This is a genomic window from Mycolicibacterium arcueilense (assembly GCF_058536225.1).
This window is the reverse complement of sequence record NZ_JBZTYL010000007.1, coordinates 1,614,361-1,640,445: the sequence shown is the minus strand read 5'-3', so window position 1 is coordinate 1,640,445 and position 26,085 is coordinate 1,614,361. Positions and strand designations below refer to the sequence as shown.

28 protein-coding genes and 5 tRNA genes are annotated in these 26,085 nt (G+C 67.1%); 13 read left to right on the top strand and 20 right to left on the bottom strand.

Annotated features, from left to right (window positions below; all coding sequences use genetic code 11):
- Positions 1-2: 2 nt before the first annotated feature.
- The 7 genes from AC4LGL_RS12290 to AC4LGL_RS12260 all read right to left on the bottom strand — a co-directional run bounded on the left by AC4LGL_RS12290 (position 3) and on the right by AC4LGL_RS12260 (position 6,466).
- Positions 3-1,127 carry a glycosyltransferase family 4 protein gene (locus AC4LGL_RS12290; RefSeq protein WP_491838922.1) on the bottom strand — a complete coding sequence of 375 codons (1,125 nt, stop codon included), beginning with the start codon at positions 1,125-1,127 and terminating at the stop codon, positions 3-5.
- Between the two features lie 2 nt (positions 1,128-1,129).
- Complete coding sequence (locus AC4LGL_RS12285; RefSeq protein ID WP_491839350.1) at positions 1,130-1,969, bottom strand: phosphatidylinositol mannoside acyltransferase; 840 nt, start codon at positions 1,967-1,969, stop codon at positions 1,130-1,132.
- 65 nt (positions 1,970-2,034) lie between these two features.
- Positions 2,035-2,682, bottom strand: coding sequence for a phosphatidylinositol phosphate synthase (gene pgsA, locus AC4LGL_RS12280; protein WP_491838921.1), 648 nt, complete (start codon positions 2,680-2,682; stop codon positions 2,035-2,037).
- Positions 2,679-3,242 carry an ATP adenylyltransferase gene (locus AC4LGL_RS12275; protein ID WP_491838920.1) on the bottom strand — a complete coding sequence of 188 codons (564 nt, stop codon included), beginning with the start codon at positions 3,240-3,242 and terminating at the stop codon, positions 2,679-2,681. Before AC4LGL_RS12275 ends, pgsA begins: the two co-directional genes overlap by 4 nt.
- 34 nt (positions 3,243-3,276) lie before the next feature.
- Positions 3,277-5,331: a threonine--tRNA ligase gene (gene thrS, locus AC4LGL_RS12270; RefSeq protein ID WP_491838919.1), complete on the bottom strand. Its 2,055-nt coding sequence runs from the start codon at positions 5,329-5,331 to the stop codon at positions 3,277-3,279.
- A gap of 74 nt (positions 5,332-5,405) precedes the next feature.
- Complete coding sequence (locus tag AC4LGL_RS12265; RefSeq protein WP_491838918.1) at positions 5,406-5,837, bottom strand: TIGR02611 family protein; 432 nt, start codon at positions 5,835-5,837, stop codon at positions 5,406-5,408.
- Positions 5,834-6,466 (bottom strand): PaaI family thioesterase, encoded by a 633-nt coding sequence (locus AC4LGL_RS12260; protein ID WP_491838917.1) that lies wholly within the window; start codon positions 6,464-6,466, stop codon positions 5,834-5,836. The genes AC4LGL_RS12265 and AC4LGL_RS12260 overlap by 4 nt, the downstream gene beginning before the upstream one ends.
- 31 nt (positions 6,467-6,497) lie before the next feature.
- Here AC4LGL_RS12260 and AC4LGL_RS12255 point away from each other — a divergent pair, with 31 nt between their 5' ends.
- Complete coding sequence (locus AC4LGL_RS12255) at positions 6,498-6,995, top strand: DUF1990 domain-containing protein (RefSeq protein ID WP_491838916.1); 498 nt, start codon at positions 6,498-6,500, stop codon at positions 6,993-6,995.
- Between the two features lie 14 nt (positions 6,996-7,009).
- The gene (locus AC4LGL_RS12250; RefSeq protein WP_491838915.1) at positions 7,010-8,077 is read left to right on the top strand and encodes an NAD(P)H-dependent amine dehydrogenase family protein; all 1,068 of its coding nucleotides are present in this window, start codon (positions 7,010-7,012) and stop codon (positions 8,075-8,077) included.
- Here the strand turns inward: AC4LGL_RS12250 and AC4LGL_RS12245 are convergent, their stop codons facing one another.
- The 3 genes from AC4LGL_RS12245 to AC4LGL_RS12235 are packed head-to-tail and all read right to left on the bottom strand — an operon-like array spanning position 8,078 to position 10,656.
- On the bottom strand, positions 8,078-8,884 hold the full coding sequence (locus tag AC4LGL_RS12245) for an SDR family NAD(P)-dependent oxidoreductase (RefSeq protein ID WP_491838914.1): 807 nt from the start codon (positions 8,882-8,884) through the stop codon (positions 8,078-8,080). It lies immediately after the preceding gene.
- 36 nt (positions 8,885-8,920) lie between these two features.
- A complete protein-coding gene (locus AC4LGL_RS12240) occupies positions 8,921-9,718 on the bottom strand; it encodes an NADPH-dependent oxidoreductase (protein WP_491838913.1) in 798 nt (265 codons plus the stop codon).
- Positions 9,718-10,656 carry a TauD/TfdA dioxygenase family protein gene (locus tag AC4LGL_RS12235; protein ID WP_491838912.1) on the bottom strand — a complete coding sequence of 313 codons (939 nt, stop codon included), beginning with the start codon at positions 10,654-10,656 and terminating at the stop codon, positions 9,718-9,720. The genes AC4LGL_RS12240 and AC4LGL_RS12235 overlap by 1 nt, the downstream gene beginning before the upstream one ends.
- A 298-nt stretch (positions 10,657-10,954) precedes the next feature.
- Between AC4LGL_RS12235 and AC4LGL_RS12230 the strand changes: the two genes are divergently transcribed.
- Both AC4LGL_RS12230 and AC4LGL_RS12225 read left to right on the top strand, forming a co-directional pair.
- Positions 10,955-11,887 carry a LysR family transcriptional regulator gene (locus AC4LGL_RS12230; protein WP_491838911.1) on the top strand — a complete coding sequence of 311 codons (933 nt, stop codon included), beginning with the start codon at positions 10,955-10,957 and terminating at the stop codon, positions 11,885-11,887.
- On the top strand, positions 11,884-12,900 hold the full coding sequence (locus AC4LGL_RS12225) for a ketopantoate reductase family protein (protein WP_491838910.1): 1,017 nt from the start codon (positions 11,884-11,886) through the stop codon (positions 12,898-12,900). Before AC4LGL_RS12230 ends, AC4LGL_RS12225 begins: the two co-directional genes overlap by 4 nt.
- Here AC4LGL_RS12225 and AC4LGL_RS12220 read toward each other — a convergent pair.
- The gene (locus AC4LGL_RS12220) at positions 12,863-14,164 is read right to left on the bottom strand and encodes a cytochrome P450 (protein WP_491838909.1); all 1,302 of its coding nucleotides are present in this window, start codon (positions 14,162-14,164) and stop codon (positions 12,863-12,865) included. The genes AC4LGL_RS12225 and AC4LGL_RS12220 overlap by 38 nt on opposite strands.
- A gap of 127 nt (positions 14,165-14,291) precedes the next feature.
- Positions 14,292-15,161, bottom strand: a complete 870-nt coding sequence (locus AC4LGL_RS12215) for a polysaccharide deacetylase family protein (RefSeq protein WP_491838908.1) — start codon at positions 15,159-15,161, stop codon at positions 14,292-14,294.
- Between the two features lie 59 nt (positions 15,162-15,220).
- On the opposite strand from AC4LGL_RS12215, the gene AC4LGL_RS12210 reads away from it, so the two are divergent.
- Complete coding sequence (locus tag AC4LGL_RS12210) at positions 15,221-15,577, top strand: MerR family transcriptional regulator (protein WP_491838907.1); 357 nt, start codon at positions 15,221-15,223, stop codon at positions 15,575-15,577.
- Position 15,578: 1 nt separating this feature from the next.
- Here AC4LGL_RS12210 and AC4LGL_RS12205 read toward each other — a convergent pair whose 3' ends face one another.
- Positions 15,579-15,983, bottom strand: a complete 405-nt coding sequence (locus AC4LGL_RS12205) for a DUF302 domain-containing protein (RefSeq protein ID WP_491838906.1) — start codon at positions 15,981-15,983, stop codon at positions 15,579-15,581.
- A 90-nt stretch (positions 15,984-16,073) separates the two neighbouring features.
- Here AC4LGL_RS12205 and AC4LGL_RS12200 point away from each other — a divergent pair, with 90 nt between their 5' ends.
- Positions 16,074-16,790, top strand: coding sequence for a TVP38/TMEM64 family protein (locus tag AC4LGL_RS12200; RefSeq protein ID WP_491838905.1), 717 nt, complete (start codon positions 16,074-16,076; stop codon positions 16,788-16,790).
- A gap of 3 nt (positions 16,791-16,793) precedes the next feature.
- On the opposite strand, the gene AC4LGL_RS12195 is transcribed toward AC4LGL_RS12200, so the two are convergent.
- Both AC4LGL_RS12195 and AC4LGL_RS12190 read right to left on the bottom strand, forming a co-directional pair.
- Positions 16,794-19,199 carry a Tex family protein gene (locus AC4LGL_RS12195; RefSeq protein WP_491838904.1) on the bottom strand — a complete coding sequence of 802 codons (2,406 nt, stop codon included), beginning with the start codon at positions 19,197-19,199 and terminating at the stop codon, positions 16,794-16,796.
- Positions 19,200-19,304: 105 nt separating this feature from the next.
- Positions 19,305-19,379 (bottom strand) — tRNA-Val (locus AC4LGL_RS12190).
- Between the two features lie 211 nt (positions 19,380-19,590).
- Between AC4LGL_RS12190 and AC4LGL_RS12185 the strand changes: the two genes are divergently transcribed.
- From AC4LGL_RS12185 to AC4LGL_RS12160, 6 genes are all read left to right on the top strand, one after another.
- Positions 19,591-20,001: a hypothetical protein gene (locus AC4LGL_RS12185; RefSeq protein WP_491838903.1), complete on the top strand. Its 411-nt coding sequence runs from the start codon at positions 19,591-19,593 to the stop codon at positions 19,999-20,001.
- Between the two features lie 109 nt (positions 20,002-20,110).
- Positions 20,111-20,183: transfer RNA gene (locus AC4LGL_RS12180), tRNA-Gly, on the top strand.
- 31 nt (positions 20,184-20,214) lie between these two features.
- A tRNA-Cys gene (locus AC4LGL_RS12175) sits at positions 20,215-20,288 on the top strand.
- A 16-nt stretch (positions 20,289-20,304) separates the two neighbouring features.
- Positions 20,305-20,379, top strand: a tRNA-Val gene (locus AC4LGL_RS12170).
- Positions 20,380-20,509: 130 nt separating this feature from the next.
- Positions 20,510-20,839 carry a DUF732 domain-containing protein gene (locus tag AC4LGL_RS12165; RefSeq protein ID WP_491838902.1) on the top strand — a complete coding sequence of 110 codons (330 nt, stop codon included), beginning with the start codon at positions 20,510-20,512 and terminating at the stop codon, positions 20,837-20,839.
- A 91-nt stretch (positions 20,840-20,930) separates the two neighbouring features.
- Complete coding sequence (locus tag AC4LGL_RS12160) at positions 20,931-21,275, top strand: hypothetical protein (protein ID WP_491839349.1); 345 nt, start codon at positions 20,931-20,933, stop codon at positions 21,273-21,275.
- On the opposite strand, the gene AC4LGL_RS12155 is transcribed toward AC4LGL_RS12160, so the two are convergent.
- The 3 genes from AC4LGL_RS12155 to AC4LGL_RS12145 form a co-directional block, all read right to left on the bottom strand.
- Positions 21,276-21,440: a hypothetical protein gene (locus AC4LGL_RS12155; RefSeq protein ID WP_491838901.1), complete on the bottom strand. Its 165-nt coding sequence runs from the start codon at positions 21,438-21,440 to the stop codon at positions 21,276-21,278.
- Entirely contained in the window at positions 21,440-21,790 is a 351-nt protein-coding gene (locus AC4LGL_RS12150; RefSeq protein ID WP_491838900.1) for a hypothetical protein, read from the bottom strand. Before AC4LGL_RS12150 ends, AC4LGL_RS12155 begins: the two co-directional genes overlap by 1 nt.
- A gap of 145 nt (positions 21,791-21,935) precedes the next feature.
- Positions 21,936-23,630 (bottom strand): serine/threonine-protein kinase, encoded by a 1,695-nt coding sequence (locus tag AC4LGL_RS12145; RefSeq protein WP_491838899.1) that lies wholly within the window; start codon positions 23,628-23,630, stop codon positions 21,936-21,938.
- Positions 23,631-23,813: 183 nt separating this feature from the next.
- Between AC4LGL_RS12145 and AC4LGL_RS12140 the strand changes: the two genes are divergently transcribed.
- Positions 23,814-23,886: transfer RNA gene (locus tag AC4LGL_RS12140), tRNA-Gly, on the top strand.
- Positions 23,887-23,902: 16 nt separating this feature from the next.
- Here AC4LGL_RS12140 and AC4LGL_RS12135 read toward each other — a convergent pair.
- Positions 23,903-24,355 carry a hypothetical protein gene (locus AC4LGL_RS12135; protein ID WP_491838898.1) on the bottom strand — a complete coding sequence of 151 codons (453 nt, stop codon included), beginning with the start codon at positions 24,353-24,355 and terminating at the stop codon, positions 23,903-23,905.
- Between the two features lie 11 nt (positions 24,356-24,366).
- On the bottom strand, positions 24,367-25,998 hold the full coding sequence (locus tag AC4LGL_RS12130; protein ID WP_491838897.1) for an alpha/beta hydrolase: 1,632 nt from the start codon (positions 25,996-25,998) through the stop codon (positions 24,367-24,369).
- Positions 25,999-26,085: the final 87 nt, after the last annotated feature.

Below are 26,085 nucleotides of genomic sequence, written 5' to 3'. Positions count from 1 at the left end.
GGTTAGTCGCCCACCTGCACTTTCACCCCGGGGCTCGCCACGGTCTCGTACACCCGCATGATCTGTCCGGCCACCACCGACCAGTCGTAGCGCGCCACCCGCTCGGTGGCCGCGTCGATGTAGCGGTCGCGCAGCGCGTCGTCGCCGAGGACCTCGATCAGCGCATCGGCCAGGGCGTCGGCGTCGCCGACCGGCACCAGGCGGCCGGCCTGTCCGTGATCCAGAACGCGCGCGAAGGCGTCCAGTTCACTGGCCACCACGGCCGTTCGGGCCGCCATCGCCTCGACCAGCACGATGCCGAAACTCTCGCCACCGAGGTTGGGTGCGCAGTAGACGTCGGCGCTGCGCATGGCCGCGGCCTTGGCGTCATCGTCGACCTGGCCCAGGAAATGCAGGTGCCCGGCGAGCTCGCCGGCCTGTTCCCGCAGTGCCTCCTCATCGCCACGGCCGACGACCAGGATCTCGACGTCGGGGAACCGCCGCACCAGTTTCGGCAGAGCACCCAGCAGCACCGGCATGCCCTTTCGGGATTCGTCGAAGCGCCCGAGGAACAGCACGCTGCGGCCGGGCCGCGGATAGCCTTCGAGCCGCGGCGCATTCGCGAACGACGGCACATCGACACCGTTGGGGATCTCGACCGCGTCGGAGCCGAGCGCCTCCATCTGCCAGCGCCGGGCCAGGTCGGACACCGCGATACGGCCGACGATCTTCTCGTGGAACGGGCGCAGAATCCCCTGAAACACACTGAGCGTCAACGATTTTGTCGTCGAGGTGTGAAAGGTCGCCACGATCGGCCCCTCGGCGGCCTGTAGCGCCAGCATCGATAGGCTCGGCGCGTTGGGCTCGTGCAGGTGCAGTACGTCGAAGTCGCCTTCGGCGATCCACTTCTTGACCTTGCGGTGGGTGGCGGGTCCGAACCGCAAGCGAGCCACCGAGCCGTTGTACGGGATCGGGACGGCCTTGCCGCCCGACACCACATAATCGGGCAGCTTCACGTGCGGCGACGACGGCGCCAGGACGCTGACGTAGTGTCCGCCGGCGCGCATCACCTCGGCCAGTTGCAGCACATGGGATTGCACACCGCCCGGCACGTCGAACGAATACGGACAGACCATCCCGATACGCATGGTCAGGTACCTAACCGGGCACGACGTTCATCGGACAGATCGGCCAGCCACTGCGGCTGCAGCATGTGCCAGTCTTCGGGGTGGGCGGCGATGTTGGCCTCGAACCGGTTGGCCAACGCCTGGATCACCACGGACACCTCCCCGGACGAGGTGTCGAGTGCGTCGAAAATCTCGACCACGCAGTCGTCCCCGTCGTAGTGGACGTGCGCAGGAAACAGCGGGGCGCCCGTCTCGATCGCCAGCTTGGCCGGCCCGGCAGGCATCCGGGTGGGTTCACCGAAGAAGTCGACCTCCACCCCGTGGCGGGTGAGGTCCCGGTCGGCCATCAGGCAGACGAACATGTTGTTGCGCAACCGTTCCGAGAGCACCTCGAACGGTGGTCGCTCCCCGCCCGACAACGGGAACACCTCGAATCCGAGGCTCTCCCGGTAGTCGATGAACCGCCGGTACAGCGATTCGGGCTTGAGCCGTTCGGCGACGGTGGCGAAGGTGCCGTACTGCTGGGCCAACCACACGCCGGCCATGTCCCAGTTGCCGCTGTGCGGCAGCGCCAGTACACCGCCAAGGCCGGCGTCGTGGGCGGCCTTCAGCTTGTCCGCCCCGATGAACACCTCATCGACCCGCTTGGCCACGGCGATCAGGTCCATCGACGGCAACCGGAACGCTTCCCGCCAGTACCGGGCATACGAGGCCAGCGAGGCACGCATCAGCTCGTCCGGCACCTCGGCGGGGGCCACCCCGATGACCCGCGCCAGGTTCTTGCGCAGCTGCTTCGGCCCGCCGCCACGCGAGGCGTAGAGGGCACCCGCGTCGAACACGTTGCGCGCCACGATTTCCGGCATCGCGCGGACCAGCTGCCAACCTGCCGCATAACCCAGGTCGGTCACCTGCCCGGACAGCGGAATGTTCACGAGACTCCCGGGGGTTGCAGCGGGTCCATGGCGCCCTCCGACGTGCGCACCGCGTGCAGTCGCTGCGCCACGGTGATGATGCTGGCCACGGCCAGCAGCCACGCCGCGACCTGCAGCAGCCACGGCACATGCAGGAACGGCACGCCGGACAGCCCGGCGCCGACCAGCACGATCACCAGTCGCTCGGGACGCTCGATGATGCCGCCGTCGCCACGCAGACCACTGGCCTCGGCGCGCGCCTTGATGTAGGAGATCACCTGCGAGGTGACCAGGCAGATGAGAAGCGCGACGACCAGCGTCGCGCTGTGCAGGCCGAACGCCGCCCACCACAGCAGACCGGCGAACACCGCGCCGTCGGCTATCCGGTCACACGTCGCGTCGAGCACGGCACCGAACCGGGTGCCACCGCCGCGTTCCCGGGCCATCGCACCGTCGAGCATGTCGGCGAGCACGAAGACGAACACCGCGAATGCGCCCCACCACAACTGACCGATCGGGAAGAGGGTCAGCGCGGCGGTCACCGTGCCGGCGGTGCCGAGGATGGTGACGATGTCGGGGGTCAGGCCTGCCCGCAGCGCCGCCTTGGCCACCGGCCGCGACAGCTTGACGTAGGCCGCCCGGCTCATCAGGAAGAGATTGCTCACGGCTGGCGGGCCCATTCTCCTGCCAGCAGCTCCCGGGTCTCGCTCAGTAGCTGCGGAATGACCTTGGCGCCACCGATGATCGTGATGAAGTTGGCGTCTCCGCCCCAGCGCGGCACCACGTGCATGTGCAGGTGCTCGGCCAACGAACCCCCGGCCGAGGTGCCCAGGTTCAGGCCGACGTTGAATCCGTGCGGACGCGATACGGCCTTCATGACGCGAATCGCCTTCTGCGTGAACGCCATCAGCTCAGCGCTCTCGTCGACGGTGAGGTCCTCCAGCTCCGACACCCGCCGGTACGGCACCACCATGAGATGGCCCGGGTTGTACGGGTAGAGGTTGAGCACGGCGTACACCAATTCACCGCGGGCCACCATCAGCCCGTCCTCGTCGGACATCGCGGGGATGTCGGTGAACGGCTGCGACGAGCCGGCCGAGCCCACCTTCTGGTCGCTCTTGACCGCGTCGACGATGTAGCTCATCCGGTGCGGTGTCCACAGCCGCTGCAGGTGGTCGGGTTCACCCACGCCGTGATCGACGATCGACCGCTCGTCCCCCGTCATTCGCGTACCCGTCCGTTCTTCGCGCGAGCGCTCATCACAAGCCCACCGGTACCAGGTCCGCCGTCGGCACCGCATTGTTGCGGTCGGCGATCCACTTCACGATGGCCTCCACGGCTTCGTCGCGCGGCACGCCGTTGATCTGGGTGCGGTCACCGAACCGGAAGCTCACGGCGCCGGCCTCCAGATCTTTGTCGCCCGCGAGCAACATGAACGGCACCTTCTGGTTGGTGTGGTTGACGATCTTCTTCGCCATCCGGTCGTCGCTGCCGTCGACCTCGACCCGCACACCGCGCGACTTCAGCTGGGCGGCAACGTCGTACAGGTAGTCCACGTGGGCGTCGGCCACCGGGATGCCGACCACCTGCACCGGCGCCAGCCAGGCCGGGAACGCACCCGCGTAGTGCTCGGTGAGCACCCCGAAGAAGCGCTCGATGGAGCCGAACAGGGCGCGGTGGATCAACACCGGACGCTGACGCGTTCCGTCGGCAGCGGTGTACTCCAGCTCGAAGCGGTCGGGCATGTTGAAGTCCAGCTGGATCGTCGACATCTGCCAGTTGCGCCCCAGCGCGTCCTTGACCTGAACGGAGATCTTGGGGCCGTAGAACGCCGCGCCACCCGGATCCGGCACCAGGTCCAGGCCGGAGGCCTCGGCGACCGAGCGCAGGGTCTCGGTGGCCTCGTCCCACATCTCGTCGGAGCCCACGTACTTGTCGGGATCCTTGGTGGACAGCTCCAGGTAGTAGTCGTCCAGGCCGTAGTCGGAGAGCAGGTCGAGCACGAACTGCAGCAGCGAGGTCAGCTCGTCGCGCATCTGCTCACGCGTGGTGTAGATGTGCGCGTCGTCCTGGGTCATGCCGCGCACCCGGGTCAGCCCGTGCACCACGCCGGACTTCTCGTAGCGGTATACCGAGCCGAATTCGAAGAGCCGCAACGGAAGTTCGCGATACGAGCGGCCCCGCGCCCGGTAGATCAGGTGATGCATGGGGCAGTTCATCGGCTTGAGGTAGTAGTCCTGGCCGGGTTTGCGCACGGTGCCGTCGTCGTTGTACTCCGCGTCGATGTGCATCGGCGGGTACATGCCGTCGGCGTACCACTCCAGGTGACCGGACGTGATGTAGAGGTGTTCCTTGGTGATGTGCGGGGTGTTGACGAACTCGTAGCCGGCCTCGGAGTGCTTGCGCCGCGAGTAGTCCTCCAACTCCTTACGGATCACACCGCCCTTGGGGTGAAACACCGGCAGGCCGGAGCCGAGTTCGTCGGGGAAGCTGAACAGGTCCAGCTCGACGCCGAGCTTGCGGTGGTCGCGGCGCTGCGCCTCCTCGATGAGCTCAAGGTGGCGGTCGAGTGCCTCCTGCGACTCCCAGGCCGTGCCGTAGACGCGCTGCAGGCTCGCGTTGTTCTGGTCACCGCGCCAGTACGCGGCGCTGCTGCGGGTGAGCTTGAACGCCGGGATGTACTTGGTGGTGGGGATGTGCGGACCGCGGCACAGATCGCCCCACACCCGTTCCTTGGTGCGGGCGTTGAGGTTGTCGTAGGCGGTCAGTTCGTCGCCGCCGACTTCCATCACCTCAGGGTCGTCGACACCGGACTTGTCGTCCACCAGCTCGAGCTTGTAGGGCTCGCCGGCGAGCTCCTCGCGGGCCTGATCCTTGGATTCGTAGACGCGCCGGGAGAACAGCTGACCGTCCTTGACGATCTTCTGCATCCGCTTCTCCAGCTTTTGCAGGTCTTCCGGGGTGAACGGCTCGGCGACATCGAAGTCGTAGTAGAAGCCATCGGTGATGGGCGGGCCGATACCCAACTTGGCCTGCGGGAACAGGTCCTGCACGGCCTGGGCCAGCACGTGGGCGCACGAATGCCGGATGACGCTGCGGCCGTCGTCGGTATTGGCGGCCACCGGAGTCACCTCGACGTCGGTGTCCGGGGTCCAGGACAAGTCGCGAAGTCGCCCCTCGCTGTCCCGCACCACCACGATCGCGTCGGGGGTCCCGCGGCTGGGCAGATCCGCCTCGCGCACCGCCGCGCCGGCGGTCGTCCCGGCCGCGACCCGGATCGGTGCGGCGGGGGCTGGGCTGAGGGCGGCGCTCATCGGGGAGTCTCCTACCATGCGTGGGCTAGTGCGAACGCTGTCATGCTATCGGGGTGGGCCATCGGGGTTGCTGATCAGGACCCCAGGCCGATAGGGCTCTTGAGCCACTCCTGCTCCAACCCGACGAGGCCCGCCGCGAAACCGACGACGCCGAACAGCCACAGCGTGCCGACCACGACCAGTCCCGTGAACGCCGCGCTGACCCCTTTGACCGCGATGTGCTGGCGGTCGAACCAGGCCATGACGGCGTCGTAGCGGGCCCGGACGTAGCGCAGCGCCCGCTTCGCGAAGTCGAATTCGCTGGCCAGGATCGCCAGGCCGAGAAACACGATGGCCCAGCCGGGTCCCGGGTACGGGATCGCCACGATGCCGACCGCCAGCACGAGCGTGCCGACGACGCCGACGACGATCCGGTAGGTGAATTCCGCGGCCGGGCGGGCGCGCAGCTGGTCCCGCCAGCGCGCCCAGCGCCGCTTCAGCTCGGCGAGGCTGGTGCCAACGCTCATGGCTGCCCCGGCTTGAGCCTGACGAACAACGCCTCGGCCTCGGCGAGCACGTCGTCGCCGTCGAGCAGTCGTCCCGCGACGAAGATCTTGCGGCCGTCGATGCGGTCGATGCCGGCCTGCACCTGCAGATCCTTCTCGATCGGGGCGATCTTGCGGTAGTCGACGTGCAGATATGCGGTGCGCTGGTACATGCTGCCGGTCAGTTTGGCGGCGGTGTAGCCGAGCAGCGAATCGAACAGCAGCGCCAGCGAACCACCGTGTACCGCGCCGTTGCGGCCGAGGTGGAAGCGACGGAAGTGGGCGGTTCCGGTGATCTGGTTGTCTGCAGTCCGTTCCAGATGCACCGGCACGTTGTTGACGTTGCCGCGGTTGGGAAGGTCCATCCGCCGGCCCGACGGCGAATTCCACTCGTCGGCCTCGTACGGAGCCAGCAGGGCCGACACCTTCTCGATCAGGTCGGCCGCCTCGGTGATGACCTCGTCGGGGGCGTCAGCGCTGCGGGCATGGTCCTGCAGCGTGCGCACCGCCTCGATGAAGCGACCGTAATCGGGGCCCCCACGATCGGTGGGGTCGGGCGGATTGAACCCACCGCCGGGGTGCGCGCCGGCGGTGTCGATTTCTGGGGCCACGAAGCCACCGTATTAGTGCCATGGTGGTGGTGTGAAACTGCACGACCTGGCAGAGCTGTCATTGACCTATCCGGAGGTCGGTGCCACGGCCGGCGAACTGCCCCCGGGCTACCGGCACACCCGGGCCTCCGCGGCGATCGGCACCGGCCGTGACCGCTTCGAGCAGGCGGGCGCCGACGTGCTGCAGTGGGGCATGCAACGGGGCGCGGGCCTGCGGGTGCAGGCCACCTCCGACTCCGCCGCCGAGGGCACCGAGTTGATCGTCGGACTCGGCCCGATCCCGGCACCGTGCCGGGTGGTCTACGTACTCGACGAAGCCGACCGCCGGGGGTTCGCCTACGGCACGCTGGCCGGCCACCCCGAATCGGGCGAAGAGTTGTTCTCGGTCCGCTACGACCCGGAGACCGACTCCGTGCATGCCGAGGTGGCTGCGTTCTCCCGCCCGGCCACCTGGTGGAGCCGGTTGGGCGGGCCGGTGACCCGGCTGCTCCAGCAGATCGTGACACGCCGGTATCTCAGCGGTATCTGAGCTTCAATAGCCCTATGGGATACCGGGTGATTCAGTGGGGCACGGGCGCGGTTGGGGTCGAGACGCTGGCGGCGACGCTGGACGACCGTCCCGATCTCGACCTGGTCGGCGTTCGGGTGTATTCGGATGCCAAGAACGGTGTCGACGTCGGCGACCTGCTGGGCCGGGCCCCGATCGGGCTCCGCGCCACGAGCGATGTCCAGGCCATCTTGGACCTGGAGGCCGACTGCGTCGTGTACACCCCGCGGACCACGAACCTCGACGACGTGTGCGCGCTGCTGGCCGGCGGCAAGAACGTGGTGACGACGGCGTTCCTGTTCCATCCGCAGCGCCTGCCCGAGGCCAGCCGCGACCAGCTGCTCGAGGCCTGCACGGCGGGCGGGACGACAGTGCACGGCAGTGGCCTCAACCCCGGCAACCTGTCCGGTGCCCTGCCGTTGGTGCTGTCGGGTATGAGCCGGCGCATCGACAAGATCACGCTGCAGGAACGCGCCGATTGGTCGGATTACGACAGCACCCACATCACCTTCGACAACATGTCCTTCGGCCGTCCTGTCGACGAGATCGGTGTCGACGCAACCGAATTCCTGGCGTTCAACAACGAACTCTTCACCGAGCAGGTGTGGCTTCTGGCCGACGCACTAGGCGCCGACATCGACGAGGTCACCTCGTCGGTTGAGGCTGTCCCCGCACGCCACGACCACCAGATCTTCGACCACGTGCTGGAAGCCGGTACCACGGCGGGGCAGCGGTGGAACTGGGTCGGGGTTCGCGACGGCGAGCCACTCATCGAGATCGAGACCCTCTGGACCGTCGGCAACGAGTACCCCGATCACTGGCCGCGGCCCAAGCACGGCTGGACGCTGACCATCGAGGGTGACCCGTCCATGCAGACCCATTTCTTCAGCCTGGCCAGCTTCACCCGCGAGGCCACGATGGCCGAGCACGTGCGGGCGGCGAACGTCGCCACGGCGATGCAGGTCCTCAACGCGGTACCGGAGGTGTGTGACGCCGCGCCCGGGTTCGCCACGCTCGCAACGCTGCCACTGATCCGCAGCCACACCGGGTTTCGGCGCCGGTGACTACCTGACGACGGCCGAGCTGGGCTCTCTCGGCGCACCGAGCATGTCCCGGTGCGACGGGGGCACCCGGCCACCTTCGTCGGTGATGCCGTAGCGGGTCGCGAGCTCGGCACCGATCACCGTGTGCCCGGACAGCTGCGTCAGGTCCGGATCCCGGTACAGCGCGTCGATGAGATAGCCGGTGAACTCCGGGGTTTCGGCGTGCTCGGCGGTCTTGGCCAGCGCGCCGGGGTGCCCGGCGAAGGCGGCCTTGAATTTCTCGGTGAGCAGGATGCCCATCCAGATCGAAACCGTCGACACTCCGGTATCGGCGAAGTCCACCGCCATATCCGCGGCGAGCTTGTCCACACCGGCCTTCTGGGCGCCGTAAGCGGGCCCGTGCATGTAGCAGACCGAGCCTGGTGACGAGGTGAACGCGATCAGTCCGTGGTCGGCGGCCAGCAGCAGTGGCGCGGCATACCAGGACGCCACATACGCCGTGCGTAATCCCACATCCAGCACGTCGGCCAGTTCGATCGGTTTCTCCCAGAACGGTTTCGGGTTGACCAGATCGTCGTGGACCGCGGCGGCGTTGTTGACCAGAAGGTCCAGCCGGCCCTCCTGCTCGCCGATCCGCTCGAACAGCGCACCCACCGCGGCGTCGTCGGAATGGTCGAGGCGGACGGCAATACCGCCCTCCCCCGGATCGGTCACCGTGCGTCCGGTGACATACACCCGCCATCCCGAGGCGAGTAGGGCTGCGGCGATCCCGCGGCCCGCGCCGCGACTCGCCCCGGTGACGACAGCGATCGGGGTATCCACGGACATCAACCTACGGGGGTTTTCGACGTGTGGACACACCGGTCAGCGCGACGGCAGGCCGAGCCGTTCGAGTTGCTCGCGGAGCCGGTGCCGCCCGGACAGCGAGTGCGGCCCGGCCAACCGGCTCAACACCCGCTCACTCCAACTGCCCGACAACCCGTATCGGGTGTTGTAGACCGCCAGGCGTTCGTCGTAGCCAGGCAGGTGCGAATCGGCGGACGCGGCGTCGTACTGCTCGTGATGCAGCACCGCGGCCTGGGGTAACCGTGGTTTGATGCCGGCGTTCTCCGTCGGATCGGGTGTACCAACCGCGAGCCCGAAGGTTGCGACTGCGTGCGGCGGTAGCCCGAGCTCCGCCGCGACCTCCTCGGGATGGTTGCGGACGGCCCCGACGAAAACTGTTCCCAGACCCTGGGATTCGGCGGCCACCACGGCGTTCTGCGCAGCCAGCGCAGTGTCGACGAAACCGATGATCGTGGATTCCAGGTAATCTGCGCCGTCCAGCGCGGCCCCGGTCCGCTGCGCCAACCGGCGGGCCCGCCCCAGGTCTGCCACCCAGACCAGGAACAACGGGGCCTCGTTGATGAACTGCTGGTTGTTGGCCAGGACCGCCAACCGGGCCTTGCGCTGCGGATCCCGCACGGCGATCACGCTCCAGGGCTGCAGGTTCGACGAGGTCGCCGCGGACTGGGCCGCGGCGACCAGCGCCGAGAGTTGCGCGTCGCTCACAGGTTGTCCGCTGAACTTGCGCACGGACCGGTGCGCGAGTTGCAGGGCGAGGGTGGCGTTGTGCACCTCGAGCGCAGCGTCGACATCGCCGTAGCGTGCGATGACCGTCATCAGGATCCGTAGAACGGCACGCCGGACACCGACTCGGACGAACGTCCGTCGACACCGGTGGGGACATCGCCTTCGAGGGTGACGCGGTACAGCACCCGGTCGTAGTCGAGGTGACCGGCATCGTCGATCGCCAGGTGCGCGGTGGCCCGGTTGTCCCAGAACGCGATGCTGCCCGGCGCCCAGCGGAACCGGACGGTGTACTCGGTGCGGGTCGCCTCGTCCCACAGCAGCTTCAGGATCGCCTCGCTCTGAGTCGGCGAGTAACCGCGGATCTCCCGGGCCCCGCGGGTGAATCCGGGGCTGACGAACAGTGCGCGCTCCCCCGTTACCGGATGCACCCGGACCGCGGGGTGATACGTCACCAAGTTCGCCTCGCGTACCTTGCGATCCCGCTGGCTGCCGGCCACTGCCCGGGTGTTGAACTGGTGCCTGATGTCGAGCGTGTCGGCGAAGTCACGCAGATCCTTGGGCAGGTTCTCGTATGCCGCAACGAGATTGGTCCAGGCGGTGTCACCGCCGTAGGGCGGCAGGATGTGTGCCCGCAGGATCGACGCCGCGGGCGGGTTCACCAGTGCGGTGACGTCGGTGTGCCAGCTGTTGTCGTAGGAGGTGCGCTTTCGGCCCAGATGGCGTTCGTAACGGCGGCTGTCGATCGGCAGGATCTCGGGGAACCCGTCCGGCGCTTCCTCCTCGTGCGGATGGGCCGGAGTCACCTTGCCGAACTTCCGCGCGAAGGCGACCTGTTCCGCGTGGCCGATCTCCTGGTCCCGGAAGAAGATCACCTTGTAGGTGTGCAGCGCATCGCGGATCTCGTCCACGACACCGGCCTCCAACTCGTCGCGCAGATCGACACCGCGGACTTCGGCGCCGATGTAGCCGGCAACCGGCACGATGTCCAGACCCGTATCGGTGAGCGGCTTTTCGGTGACATCAGTCATCTGTGGACTCCCTTGTGGTGGCGTGATGGTGGGCTGGCGAGGCGTCGTTGACCGTCTCGCTCAGGTCAGAATCGACGCGCAGGTGGTGGTGAACAAGCGTCTGTGGCTACCGGAACCTTTCAGTGCGACTTAACATCTCAGGCACCGCCCGCAGGTGCGAGAATTACAACCGGCGTGATTCCTGCGCCCGGAATGTGCCAAAACCCCTGATCAGGGCGGCGAGACGGGCCCAACCGGCCGCACATGTCAGCGGCCGCGCCGATCTGTTCTGCGATCATCACCTCGCAGGAGGTGCCTGATGCTGGACTTACGTCGGATGATGCTGCTGTCCGATCTCGCAGACCTCGGCTCGGTGACCGCCGTGGCCGAACATCGCAACATCACGAGTTCTGCAGTATCCCAACAACTTCGTGTCCTGGAGGAAGAAGCAGGCGCAGTCCTGTTCCGTCGGGACGGACGAACCCTCGGACTGACCCGCAGCGGCCAGGTCCTCGCCGAGCATGTGCGTCGCGTCCTGGCCGCCGTCGACGACGCCATGAGCGCGGTCGCCGAAACCAGGGACCGGGTGGCAGGGCAGGTCGCCATCGCCACGTTCAACATGGGGATTCCGACGCTGGCCGTTCCCCTGATGCAACGGCTCAGCACCGCCGAGCCGGATCTACGTGTGCAGGTTCAGCAGGACACGAGTTCGGGCGCGTTGCGCCTGCTGCGTCAGGGTGAGGTCGACGTCGCGATCACCTGCCACTACGACGTCCTAGGCCCCGACTCCGCCGGCGGACTGACCACCGTGCCGTTGCTGTTCGAACCACACGTGCTGCTGGCGCCCACGCAGTCCCACCTGAGAATCCGCACCCAGGGCCTGTCCGCCCTGGCCGACGGGTTCTGGGTGACCGGCCCTCAAGGCTCCGGTCTGGAGATCGCCGCGACGCATGCGTGCCAGCGCGCCGGTTTCACCCCACAGGTCAAGCACCGGCTGATCGGCGCCCAGAACATCTGCGAGCTGGCGGCCACCGAGGTAGCGTCGGCCATTGTGCCCCGGTTGTCGGTTCCCTCCAGGCTGGAAGGACTGCTCGTGGACGACCTCACTCTCGGCGGACGCACCATCAGTGCCGTGGTGCGCGCCGGCCGGCAGCGCGATCCCAACATCGCACTGATCCTGCGCACGCTGCGGACGATCGCCGAACAGGCTTTGCCCGGACAGTCCACCGAGCCGCTGGGTGTCGCGTCGTGACCACGGCCCGACCGCTCGTGGTGTACGGGGTCGGCGCGATCGGCGGCGTGATCGCCGCACGGTTGCGGCTGGCCGGATTCGACGTGACAGCTGTCGCCCGCGGAGAGCACCTCTCCGCGATCCGCGCCCGAGGCCTCACCCTGGTGACACAGGCCGGTACCGATGCCGTGGCCCTCCCGGCCGCACCGAGCGCCCGCGACGTGGACTGGTCGGCCAACCCGGCGGTGATACTCGCGGTCAAGAGCCACCAGACCGCCTCCGCCCTGGATGATCTCAGCGCCTACGCCCCGCCGGATACCGCGGTGTTCGTCGCGCAGAACGGAGTGGCCAACGAGCCCGCCGCGCTGCGGAGGTTCGCCAATGTTTACGGCGTCACCGTGATGCTCCCGGCAGCTCACCTCGACCCTGGCGTGGTCATTCAGCAGAGCCACCCGGTGGCGGGAATCCTCGATCTCGGCCGCTACCCCACCGGCCATGACGAGCCGGCCGAACAGGTCGCCGCCACGCTCCGCGAGTCCGGGTTCCATTCCTCGGTTCGCGACGATGTCATGGCGTGGAAGCACCGCAAGCTGATCGCCAACCTGGGCAATGGTGTGATCGCGGCATACCGTCCGGGACCCGACGCCGATGAACTGGTCGCTCGTGCCCGCACGGAGGCCGAACACGTGCTCACCGCGGCCGGCATCCCCTTCGTCACCGCCGAGCAGGATGCACTGCGCCGCGGGGATCTACTGCAGGGCAGGGTCAACGACGATTACCTGAGCTCCACGTGGCAGAGCGTGGCCCGAGGCCACACCCAGGTCGAAACCGACTGGTTCAACGGTGAAATCGTGCTTCAGGCCCGCCTGCACGGTCTGCGGGCGCCCGTCAACGAACTGATCCAGCGAGTCACCGCCGAACATGCCCGGGTGGGCCGCCCGGTGCGTTCACTGGACGCGACCGCCGCCCTCAAGAAGCTCGGGGCGGAGTCTCACCCTAGGCAACCGCGGTCCACGCAACCGGCAGGTGTTTGACGCCGTGCACGAACGCTGAACGCAGGATAGCCGGCTCGCCGATCGCCACGATGTCGGGAACCTGGCGACGCAGTTCATCGAAGGCCACCCGGATCTCCCGCCGGGCAAGATTGGCTCCCAGACAGAAGTGCACGCCGCCACCACCGAACCCGATGTGCGGATTGGGATTTCGCAACACGTCGAACCGCCATGGCTCGGCGAAGGCCTGCTCGTCACGGTTGGCCGAGTTGTACCACATCGAGACCTTGTCTCCCGCCTTCATCTGAACGCCGCCGCGCTCCACGTCCTCGGTGAGGGTGCGCCGCATGAAGATGATCGGTGACGCCCACCGAACGATCTCTTCGACTGCAGTCGGAGAGATCGTGTCGAAGTCGTTCCACCACCTGGCGCGTTCGTCGGGATAACGGCTCAGCGCCACCATGCCGTGGCTGATGGCGTTGCGGGTCGTATCGTTGCCCGCCGCCGTCAGCAGAATGAAGAAGGACGCGATCTCGTTGGACGACAACCGTTCTCCGTCTACTTCTGCCTCGACGAGACTCGTCGTCAGATCGTCTCCGGGATGCGCGCGGCGCTGTTCGGCCAGTGCCACGCCATAGCCGGCCAACTCGGTGGCGACCTGCAGATACCCAGTGAAATCGTCGGTGGACACCTCGTCGTCCCCAGCTCCCATGAGCACCGAGGTCCAGTGAAAGAGCTTGGCCTGATCTTCCTCCGGGACGCCCATCATGTCGCAGATGATCTGCAGCGGCAGCGGCGAAGCCACCTCCTCGACGAAGTCCGCGGTGCCATCCGGGTGTGCGTCCACCATGGCGGACACCAGCCGCTGGGCCCTGTCCCGCACGCTCTGCTCGATCCGCGCGATCACCTTCGGGGTGAAGGCCCGGTTGACGATGCACCGCAGCCGGGTGTGGCGGGGATCGTCCAGTGTGATCATCGACCCGAAGAACTCGGCGATCTCGGCGGGAACGTCGTTGAGTGTCGTGCTGGTCGGGCTGGAGCTGAACAGCTCGGGATGCCGGCTGGCGAAGTGCACATCGTCGTAACGGGTGAACGCCCAATGCCCGGCGCCGCCGGGAAATCCGGCGTATTCGGCCACCTCGAAGAATGAGATCGGCGCGTCGTGACGCAATGTGGCGAAGGCGCCGTCGCGAGCGTCGTCGTCACGCCCCCAGAAGTCGAGCGATCCGAGGTCGATCTCGGCAAGGGGTACCGATGGTGGCACGGCGCCGTTGTCACGGTGGGCGATGCCGGTGATTGCTGTCATCGTGGTCCTCCCGACCTTCCCGACCTTCCCGACGGCCCGGACCCCCGGTCACCGGCCCCACCGCCCTACCGCAGTCTGACATCTCGCACTGCGACGGTCCAGCATTGTGAGCCCAATCGTGCTGCGGCTATTGGCGTTCGCAATCAATCCGCACATGCGCGGCGATCTCGTCGCTGGTCGTCAACCATACGTCGGGTTGAGCAGCCAGAAATTGCAGAACCTGATCGAAGTACTTGTGCCGGAACGGTTGCCCGATCACGAAAGGGTGCAGCGCCAACGCCATCACCCGCCCGCTGATGGCCGAATCCGCGTGCAGCTGCTCATACTGATCGACCACCATCTGCACGAACTCAGCTCCGGTGAAACCTTTCCCGAAGATCAGCAGATCGTTGAGCTCGACCGAATACGGCACACTGAGCATGCCCGGGACCGCCAACGGATAGGGCTGGTCATCGTTGGTCCAATCGAGGACATAGTGAAAACCGAGTTCGGCCAACAGTTCCGGAGTGTGCGCGGTTTCGGTCAGGCCCGGCCCCATCCAGCCCTGCGGGCGCCGGCCCGTCGCATCGGCGATGTCTTCGGCAATGGTGGTGAGAATCCGACGCTCCTCGTCGACAGCCAACCCGGTGTGCAGAATCGAGTTGGTCTGCCCGTGCGCCAGCCATGCCCAGTCCCGTTCCACACCGGCGGCGACGATCTGCGGATGGTGTTCGATGACGGCCGTGTTCAGCAGCACGCTGGGACGGATACCGTGCCGGTCGAGGGCCTCGATGGTGCGCCAAATCCCCACCCGCGCGCCGTAATCCCGCCAACCGTAGTTGAGCGCATCCGGGGTCAGCTCCGCCGTCCCCGGCCAGATACTCGTCGAGGGCCGATCGACGAGGAAATGCTCGACATTGAGTCCGATGTACACCGCCACTCGGGCGCCACCGGGCCAACGGATCGGCGGGCGTTCGGTGATCGGACTGTAGGCGAAAGGCGGTTGCGACGTGGTCATGGCGAACCTTACGAGCTCACACCAATGTCAGGGTCAAGTCGGGTGGGTATAACTGGCATATGCGCATAGGCGAACTCGCGCGTCGCACCGGGGTCAGCCAACGGTCGCTGCGCTACTACGAAGAGCAGGGACTGTTGGCGTCGGACCGCACATCTGGTGGGCAACGCGAGTATCCGGAGAAGGCTGTCGACCGCGTGATCCGCATCCAGGAGCTCTACGCCGCCGGACTGCACAGCCGCACCATCTCGTCGCTCCTGCCGTGTATGCGCGACACCGACGGCGGGCCGGCCCCTCAGGCCACGCCCCGGCTCCTCACCGAGCTGACCACCGAACGCAACCGGCTCGAGCAGGCAATCAGGGACCTGTCGACCTCACGCGAGATTCTCGACGGCGTGATCGACGCGGCATCGGAGTGATCTAAAGACTGTCGAGTGCTGCCTGCAGGCGGCGGCCGACCTCGGCGGCGATATCGGCCAGTGCCGGCTCGTCGGTCACCTCGGCCATCAGCTTGGGGTTCATCGCCTCGACGACGACCACGTCCTCACCACCGCGGCCGGTGCGCAACACCACGTTGCACGGCAACAGCACGCCGATCGGCGGAAACGCGGCGAGCGCCTTCTGGGCGAACTGGGGATTGCAGGCACCCAGGATCAGGTAGTCCCCCACCTCGTCACCGGCACCACCGCCCAGTTTGGCGTTGAGCGTGGCCCTGATGTCGATCTCGGTCAATACACCGAACCCCTGGTCGGCAAGCGCGTCTCGCGTGCGCGCGACCGCCTCATCGAACGGGCCTCTCGTGGTGGCCACCAACGCGATGTCCATCTCCTGGTTCCTTTCGTCCCGTCGTCGCACCCCGATTGACCTCACGCTACGCGCCGCGATGCCACGCGGTACGGAACAATCGTGGACGCCATGACTGACGACGACGATCCCCCCGCCATCAACCGGCGACCGCACATCCTGCGGCTCGTCGCCTTCGCGGCCTTTCTGTTCGGGCTTTTCTATCTGGTGGCCGTCGCGCGCGTCATCGACGTCGGCGACATCCGGGCCCTGGTCGCCTCGACGGGGCCCGCCGCGCCACTGGCGTATGTCGTGGTGTCGGCCTGCCTCGGTGCACTGTTCGTCCCGGGCCCGATCCTGGCCGCGGGCAGCGGGGTGTTGTTCGGTCCGGTGTTGGGCACCTTCGTCACCTTGGGCGCAACGGTGGGCACCGCGGTGGTGGCCAGCCTGATCGGGCGACGCGCCGGCCGCGACAGCGCCCGGGCTCTGCTCGGGGCGCAACGGGCCGATCGACTGGACCACCAGATCGAACGGGGCGGTCTGTGGGCGGTGGTCGGACAGCGGTTCGTTCCCGGACTGTCCGACGCCCTGGCGTCCTATGCGTTCGGAGCCTTCGGGGTGCCGTTGTGGCAGATGGCAGTCGGGGCGTTCATCGGCTCGGTGCCGCGCGCATTCGTCTACACCGCGCTGGGCGCGTCGATCGGTGATCTGTCGGCCCCGCTGGCCTATACGGCGATCGGGGTGTGGTGCGTCACCGCCGTCGTCGGGGCGTTCGCCGCCCACCGCGGCTACCGCTCCTGGCGCCGCCACCACTCCGGGGCTGATCAGGCCCCGGAGCAGACGCCCTAACCGCTACTTGCCGAAGCCGGCGTTGCGCAGCGCCTCGGCCATCGAGCCCATGGGCTGATTCGAGTCCCGGCGACCGGAGTTGTTGCCGCGGTTCTGGTTTCGCCGGTCACCGCCGCGCCCCTGATTGCCACGGCCTTGGTTGCCACCACTGTCACGACGGTTCTGGCCGCCCTGACCGCCACGATCGTTGCGGTCGGGGCGCTTTCCCTGCTGCGGAGTGTCGTTGAGCCGCAGGGTCAGTCCGATCCGCTGCCGTTCCACGTCGACCTCGACGACCTTGACCTTGACCACCTGACCCGACTTCACCACCTCATGCGGGTCGGAGATGAACCGGTCGGCCATCGCCGAGACGTGCACCAGTCCGTCCTGGTGCACGCCCACGTCGACGAAGGCGCCGAAGGCGGCCACGTTGGTCACCACGCCCTCGAGCACCATGCCGGGCTTGAGGTCGGCGACCTTCTCGACGCCGGCGGCAAAGGTGGCGGTGGAGAACGCCGGCCGGGGATCACGCCCGGGCTTCTCCAGTTCGGCCAGGATGTCGGTCACGGTGGGCACACCGAACCGCTCGTCGGCGAAGTCGGTCGGCTTGAGACCCCGCAGGGTGCGCTCGTCACCGATGAGCTCGGCGAGCGTCACGTTGGAGCGGTCGAGGATGCGCCGAACCACCGGATAGGACTCGGGGTGCACCCCGGAGGCGTCCAGCGGGTCCTCCCCGTCGCGGATCCGCAGGAAGCCCGCGCACTGTTCGAAGGCCTTGGGGCCCAGCCGCGGAACGTCCAGCAGCGCTTTGCGGCTGCGGAAGGCACCGGCGCTCTCACGGTGGGCCACGATGGCCTCGGCCAGGGATTCGGTCACCCCCGACACCCGGGCCAACAGCGGCACCGAGGCGGTGTTGAGATCCACCCCCACCGCGTTCACCGCGTCTTCGACGACGGCATTGAGACTGCGCGCCAGCGAGCCTGGCGTCACGTCGTGCTGGTACTGCCCCACCCCGATCGACTTCGGGTCGATCTTGACCAGTTCGGCCAGCGGATCCTGTAGACGACGGGCGATCGAGACTGCGCCGCGCAGCGTCACATCGAGGTTCGGCATCTCCCGCGCCGCGTATTCGGACGCCGAGTACACCGAGGCACCGGCCTCGCTGACCATGGCCTTCGCCGGCGCGTTCGCCCCGGCCGACCGGATGTCGGCGATCAGCTCACCGGCCAACGCGTCGGTCTCGCGCGAGGCGGTGCCGTTGCCGACGGCGATCAACTCGACGTTGTGCCGGGCGATCAGGGCCGCCAGTGTGGCCTTGGCCTGGTCCCACTGCTTCTGCGGCTGGTGCGGGAAGATCGCGCACGTGTCGACCACCTTGCCGGTGGCGTCGACGACGGCGACCTTGACCCCGGTGCGGAAACCCGGGTCCAGACCGAGAGTGGCGCGGGTGCCGGCCGGCGCGGCCAACAGCAGGTCCTTGAGGTTGCGGGCGAACACGGCCACCGCCTCCTCCTCCGCGCGCTGCCGGAGCCGGATGCGGGCGTCCACAGCGGCCGAGATCATCAGCTTGGCGCGCCAGGCCAACCGCACAGTGGTGGTCAGCCACGGAGTGGCCGGGGCCTTGGCAGCCATGTCGATGCCGAGCGACTGGGCGATCATCGCCTGGTAGAGGTCGTCCTCACCGCCGTCGAAGTTGAGTGACAGCGCCTGTTCCTTCTCGCCGCGCAGCACTGCGAGCACCCGGTGTGACGGCATGTTCTCCAGCGGCTCGGAGAACTCGAAGTAGTCCCGGAATTTCTGCGCGGCTGGGCTTTTCGCCGCTTCTTCGGACCACGGGCCGGTGCGCAGCGAACCGTCGGCCCAGAACTTTTCGCGGGTCGCGCCGACCAACTCGGCATCCTCGGAAGCCCGCTCGATGATGATGTGACGGGCACCTTCCAGTGCGGCGGCCGCGTCGGCGACGTCGTCGTTGAGGAACTCGCCGGCCACCTCGTCGGGCACCAGCGTCGGATCGGCCAACAGCCGCTCCGCCAGCGGCTCCAGCCCGGCCTCCTTGGCGATCTGGGCCTTGGTGCGCCGCTTTGGCTTGTAGGGCAGGTAGATGTCCTCGACCCGGGCCTTCGTGTCGGCGGCCATCAGGGCCGCCCTGAGCTCGTCGGTGAGCTTGCCCTGCTCCTCGATCGAGGCCAGCACGGCTTCCCGACGCTGGTCGAGCTCACGCAGGTAGCCCAGGCGTTCTTCGAGCGTGCGCAGCTGTCCGTCGTCGAGACTGCCGGTGACCTCCTTGCGGTACCGGGCAATGAACGGGACCGTCGCGCCCTCGTCCAGCAGCGCCACGGTGGCGACGACCTGTCCCTCGCCCACGGCGAGTTCCTCGGCCAGACGGGCAGTTACAGATTTGATGGTTCCGACGGTCACGCTCTGAGTCACGTCGGAGGACCCTACCGAATCGGACGGACAACACTCCGTCACCGCCACGTGTGTGTCCGGCCACGAAAAAACGGCCCCGGATTTCTCCGAAGCCGCCTGAGGTGCTGGTGGTCCCGGCTGGGTTCGAACCAGCGACCTTCCGCGTGTGAGGCGGACGCTCTCCCACTGAGCTACGAGACCGTGGGAACGACGTCGAACACTAGCACGCGTTTCCGGTCAGACCCGAATCGGCATCCAGCCGATCGACTTGTTTGATTTGCCAAATATGCACGCCGATGCGGGCGTATGGTCACCCGTCATGGTTCACCTGCGGGTCCGCTGGCCGGCGGTCAGCGGCGCAGTTTTTGCTGCTAGTGCACTATTTTCGGGTTGCCACAGCGCCCCGGGCGCCATGACAGATCAGGCACCGGCCGTAACGCCCAACATCCAGAGCGTCGCCGACCTGGTGAACCGGCAGGTCACAGGCCCGACGAGCTTCGACTCACCGTCGGGCAACGTGCGGTGCTACCTCGATACCGCGACCGCGCGTTGCGACATCATCGAACGTAACTGGGCCCCGCCCCTACGACCGGCCAGTTGCGCGTTCGACTACGGCCACGGGATGACGCTGAGCCCCGGGCGCCCCGCGCAATTCGCATGCGCCGGCGACACCGCGCCGCGCGCGGACCTCCAACTGGCCGACCGAGACTCGATCACCGCAGGGGTGCTGCGCTGCGAGAGCACTGCGACGGGCATCACATGTCTCGACGTGAAGAGCCGCCACGGGTTCACGCTCTCCCGGCAGGCCTATCACCTGTTCTGAAACACCGTTTTTGACCGCGCTTTGCCCTCCCGTAATGGGGATTTGTGTCTGCGCACGTCGGTGGACTAATGTTCTGCATCGCGACGGGCGACGATCTCGCTCGTGGCGCGCGGATGTAGCGCAGTTGGTAGCGCATCACCTTGCCAAGGTGAGGGTCGCGGGTTCGAATCCCGTCATCCGCTCGAAGGTGCGATTTGTGGCATCAACCCCAGTGGTGGAGTGGCCGAGTGGTGAGGCAACGGCCTGCAAAGCCGTGCACACGGGTTCGATTCCCGTCTCCACCTCCAAGAAGGTTTTCAACCCGCGCGATTAGCTCAGCGGGAGAGCGCTTCCCTGACACGGAAGAGGTCACTGGTTCAATCCCAGTATCGCGCACCATAGTTTTACGAGGTGAGGTCCGGTTTTTACCGGGCCTTTCTTGTTTCTGGGCCCTGGTGCAAGGTTCGACTTTCCTTGCAGCCCTCGGTAATTCGCGAACACACGGGATGGCTTCAGCAATACTTCACAGGTGATTCCCGTCAGATACGCAGCGATCGCAGCAACCCTGCTCACCGTCGCCACGCCAATCGGGACCGCACATGCCAGCGAAGCCAGCTATCTGGAGCGCCTCAGAGTCGACTACGGCTACCAAATCGGGCCGGACTACGAACCGTATGCGCTGAAAACCGGGCATTTCGTTTGCGATTTGATGCACGATGGGACATCCCGCGAGACGGTCGTGGGACTGTTCAAGGTGTACAACGATCAGGCGACCCCCGAGCGCAAGCTGGGCCCGGCGGAGGTGAACGCCCTGATCGACGCGGCGCAATTCGAGCTGTGTCCTGACACGCTCGCGTAGGCGACAGATACCGCCGCCGGACGGAGCGACCCAGTGAGGCATCCCGTTAGATCATCCGGGCGTTCGAACATATGATCGATATGTGGGCGACATGCAGGCCATCGGCTACGGCGGGCAACCTGTCCGTGACGCGTTCCGCGTCGTACGGCCACCCGCGCCCGTCCTGGTCGATCTGGTCGCTTTGTTCCCCCGCGAGCCACACCTCACAGGCCGCTACCACCCATTGGGCATCCAGATGAGCAAGGTCGTCGAAGGCAAGCTCACCTGCTGGGCGCTGTGCGAACAGGGCCAGTGGTGGGGCCTCGTCACCTACCCCGTCCGCTACGGCGCGAGCGAAAAGACGGTGACCCACTGGATCCCCGCATGGGTACTCAAGCCGCATGACAGACAAGACGAAAAGGCTTCGCGAGGTGTTCCAAATCGTCGGCGAAGCTGATCAGAACGATGTCGATCCGTACTCGCCTGCATCTGACCACACCTGCTGATATGTGGACCCGTCCCAGATCCAGATCGATGACGGGTTGGCGAACGCCGATCCATTCCAGATCTTTGGGGCGCCATTGACGAACGAGAAGCCGTTCCACACCGTGAGGTCGGGCATCAGGGCACCACGTAGAGGACGCCGGTAACCCCAGTGGTGGGAAGCGTTCCGATGATGACGCTGCCCGCTGCGCCGGATTGAACAGCCCCGGTGATGCGGGAGTCGTTGCCCTGGCATGCCGTTCCCGCCGTCGCACCGTACGACACCGACAGTGTGCGGTTCGCCGACAGGTCACCACCACCGATCAGGCCCGTGCCCGCCGTGATCGTCGTGGTTCTATCCGCTTTCCCTGACAATGCGGTGACCGCCGTGGCAAGGTCCGTGGTGTTCTGATTGACGGCGTCTGCGACAGCGTTATGGTCCGACGCGGTGAACAAGTCGCCGATGGTCCAATCATTTCTCAATGGCATGGTTGGCATCTTGGTCGGTGTCACGCAGCGAATCCCCGGAACTGAGAAACCTGACATCCGCCGCCAGCGGCCAGCACATAAGTAGCGGCAGGACGGCGCTTTTCGGCGAAGCTGCTGAACTCCTGTCGCCGCCCGGGGCCGGTACCTACGCCGGCGGGAGGGGCTGAGCGGCGGCCGGGATGGGGTTCGGGATGATGGCGCCGATCGCCGGCGGTGGCGCCACCGGAGGGGCGGGCGGCGGAGGAGGAGGCAGCGCAGGGCCCGGCGGCAGCGGCGGGGGCAATTGAGGTGGGGGCGGCAACGGATCCACAACCGCGGCAGGGTCGGCGATCGGACTGCCCGGTGGAACTTCGTCGAGCCGGGTCGCGAGAACCGGCACGGTGATCACCGCACCTTGCAGCCCACACTCGTTGGACTGGATGGTGGTGGTTTGAGCGCCGGCCAGCCCGCCGTCGGGCTGCGATGTCAAAGCCAAGGCCGTATCCGTTGCCTGTGTCAGCCCGACGTTCGGGCCCTCGCAGGGCAGTGAGCCCTGCCCCGGATCCCCCTGCCAAGAGTTGTTGATGAAGCGGAATACCGCCGTCATGCCGCCGCCATCGAGGTAGGGAACGGCATGGTTGGTGCTGTCCATGCGTGTCGACGTCGTGACACATCCCGAGGGCGTACAGGCCGATCGGAATGCCCACCAGTAGCTTGCGATCTGGTTGCCCGCCGCGGGCCAGGGGTTGCCGTTGAGAGTGGCGTGGGGGTTGTCGTAGTCGAGGCGGTAGAGGCCGTCGAAGACCGGGCTGCTGGGCGCTGGGGTGGCCGCCGCGTTCGTGGCGCCGGCAACGGCTGTGCTCGGTGGTGGGCTGGGCTGCTCGCTGGCTGCAGCGTCAGCGGATGGCCACAGCTGCCACATGCCGACACCGGCGACGACGCAGACGGCGGCGGTCGCCACTATGGGCGCCCAACCTGGCGTCTGGGGCAACCGAAACCCGGGCGGGGACATCGGGGCAGCTGACGCCGGCGCCAAAGTCACCGCGGGCAACGGGGTTTCATCGGCCAGGGCGTGGGCAAAAGTGCCGCAGCTGACGAATCGGTCAGCCGGGTTCTTGGCCAGAGCTTTGGCCAGCACCGGATCGAGGTCGGCCAGCTCGGGCCGCACGTCGGCCAACGCCGTCGGTTTGGAGTTGACGTGGCGGCTGACGACGACAGCGGGATTGGGATGCTCGAACAGCTGCGTTCCGGTCAACAGGTGGTAGGCGGTGCAGGCCAGCGCGTACTGATCTGCGCGGCCATCGACGTTCTCCCCCATCAGTTGTTCGGGCGCGGCATAGCCGGGGTTGTCTGCAGCCTCGGCGTTGCGTGCGACACCGAGGTCGACCAGAACGGCGTGCGGCCCCGCATCACCGTCGGCGTCGGTGACGACGATGTTGGCCGGCCCGACGTCGCGATGCAGGGAACCGTGCTTGTGTGCGTAGTCGAGCGCACCGGCGACCGCGATGATGATGCGGAAAACCTGTTCGCGCGGCATCCCGTCGGGGTACCGCTGATCGAGGAGACCAGCGAGATTCGCGCCGTCGACGAAGTCCCTCGATATCCAGAACTGACCGTTGTGTTCCCCGCGGCCACGGACCCTGGCGATGCTGGGATGCCACAACGCGGCGGCCACATCCGCCTGACGGTTAAACCGCTCCCGGTATCCGGGCTCGTCGGACCAGTCCTCGGGCAGCACCCGCAGCGCCTCAATGCCACGACGCCGGGGATGCTGAGCGACGTAGACCTCCCCCGCCCCGTCCGGCCCCAGCGGGCGAACGATCCGGAACACGGAGAACGTCTCATCGACGTTGAGCGCCATCCAGGAATCCTACGAACTGCACTCCGACGCCTGTCGTCGGCATCCGGATCACGGAGCCGTTTCGCGGGGTGCGGACTGTTTACGTTGCCCCGCAATGCAAGTCAAAACCGAGGAATTTGTGTCTGTGTGCGTCCGTGGGCTACTGTTCGGCTTCGCGACGGGCGACGATCTCGCTCGTGGCGCGCGGATGTAGCGCAGTTGGTAGCGCATCACCTTGCCAAGGTGAGGGTCGCGGGTTCGAATCCCGTCATCCGCTCAGAAGGCCGAGTCGGTCAGCGCGCCACCGCGTACCGCTCGGTTGTCCAGCGGCCCAGTTCTGTGCGCCAGGTGAGCTCGACCTCGGTGTCGCCCGCCGCGGCCAGCACTACGCCCAGGCTGACAGAGTCACCCGGATCCACCGAACTCACGGTTTTCTCGGCCGACCCCGAGGTGTTCGACGCCTTGGCCGTGACCGAGCGAGCCTTGTCACGCCCCGTGTTCTCCACTCGCATGACACCCTCTTCGGCCCAGACGACACGCCACGCAACGAACGACTTCTCCGTCCCCAGCTCGCGACCGCGAGCCGCTTCATCCATCACCTGCCCGATGAGGATCCCGAGCTGAGCCTGGTTCACCCGAATCCGCTTGGCGAGCACTTCGTTGCGCCACGCCGCGGCACCGATCGCGAGCAAGACCGGAAAGAACAAGAACACCACACCCACGACCCACCCGAACAGTCCTCCCACAAGTGCGCAGATTACGCGAAGCGGCCGATCGCGTCCTGAATCCGCGGGGTCAGCGCGGGATCCCACCCTCGCGGCGCGAGGATGTCGACCCACAGGTCAGCGGCATCCGGTCCGAACGCATGCCCATACCCGTAGGGCACGTCGGCGGAGAAAATCATGTCTAGCGTGACCTGCCAGAAGGTGACCAACGGTAGCCAGCGCATCCCCGGGTCCACGTCGGGCCCCAGCGGTTCCCGCAACCAGTCCGGCCGGTGCAGCAGCAGGTCGAACGACCACCACGTGATCGGATCGCTGGCGTGCTGCCAGAACACCACACGTGGAAACTCCCAGGGCCCAGCGAGATTCACGTCGGAGGTCCGGGAGGCGAAGCGGATATGGCGTCCTCCGTCGATCACCGGTAGTCGTTGCAGCGAGCCGGGATCCCGGTTGGCGGTGAGTCTCCCCCACGGCTGCGCGAAGTTGGGCGTTCCCACCAACAACGCGCCATCGGTGCGGCTGACGATATCGGCGCCGGAGGCGAACGCCGACTGGCCACCGAAGGAACCCAGGCTCTCCCCGAACACCACCAGTTTCGGCCGCTTGATCTCCGGCAGCGCCGCCCAGACCCGGTGCACCGCTTCGAACAATGCCTGCCCTGCCAAGGGTGGGGTCTCCCGGTCGGCGATGAAGGACAGCGCGCTGGGCAGGAACGAATACTGCATCGACGCGATCGCGGTATCCCCGCCATTGACGTATTCGAGGGCGGCCGCCACATTCGGGTTCACCCAGCCACGCCCGGTGGTGGTCACCACGGCCAGCACCTTGCGCTCGAAGGCGTGAGTGCGGTGCAGCTCGGCGACGACCTGCCCGGCAATGCCGTCGACGCTGTCGGCGGAGGTGCGGCCGGCGTACACCCGGATCGGCGTACGTGCGGGCGCGCCGGTGACGGCCGAGATCTGTTCGGCGCTGGGGCCACCGGCCACGAAACTTCGGCCTTCACGCCCGAGGGTGTCCCACGCCTGCGCCGACGCCGGCGAACCGGAACGCTCCGGCACGCTCGGTTGCGTTACGCCCTCGACGGTGCTCTTGTCGGCCGCCTTCGCAGAACGTTCGGCCATGCTCAGCAGGCCGCGGTGCAGGGCGCCGTCGAGCCCCATCACCACCAGCGTCACCACGATCACCACGGCAGCCAACCGGGCCACCGGACCGGGCACGAACCGGCCACCGACATCAGTCAAACGATGGGTGGCCCAACGTAATCCGCGCCCGATCGCCACGAGCGCCAGTGCGATCACCAGGGCGAGGAGCAGCACCAGGAAGTAGAACGACCGCTCGGCACGAGGCATGCCGATCAGGTCGCGCAGAATCTGCTGCCACCATGACCCGAGCACCAGGAACGTCGGGACAACCACGGCGGCGGCACCGGCCAGTGTCCACCACCCGATCCGGCGGCTGCGCGCGGACCATTGCGGGCTGATCCCGCAACGCCGCACTACCCACGCCGTCGCGCACCCCAGCCCGTATCCGATCCCGACACTGATACCCGTCGCGACGCCCTGCAGATACCACGCCCGCGGCAACAGAGACGGGCTCATCGACCAGGCGAAGAACAGCAGCGCGACGGCCAATCCGACCGGATGCAGGGCGCGCGCGGCTTGTGCCACGCGCCCACGGATGGGTAAGTCCCGCAAGGCTCGCAGCACGACGTACCGCCCTTCATTCAGTTGGGTATCGAGACTGTAGTGGACGGC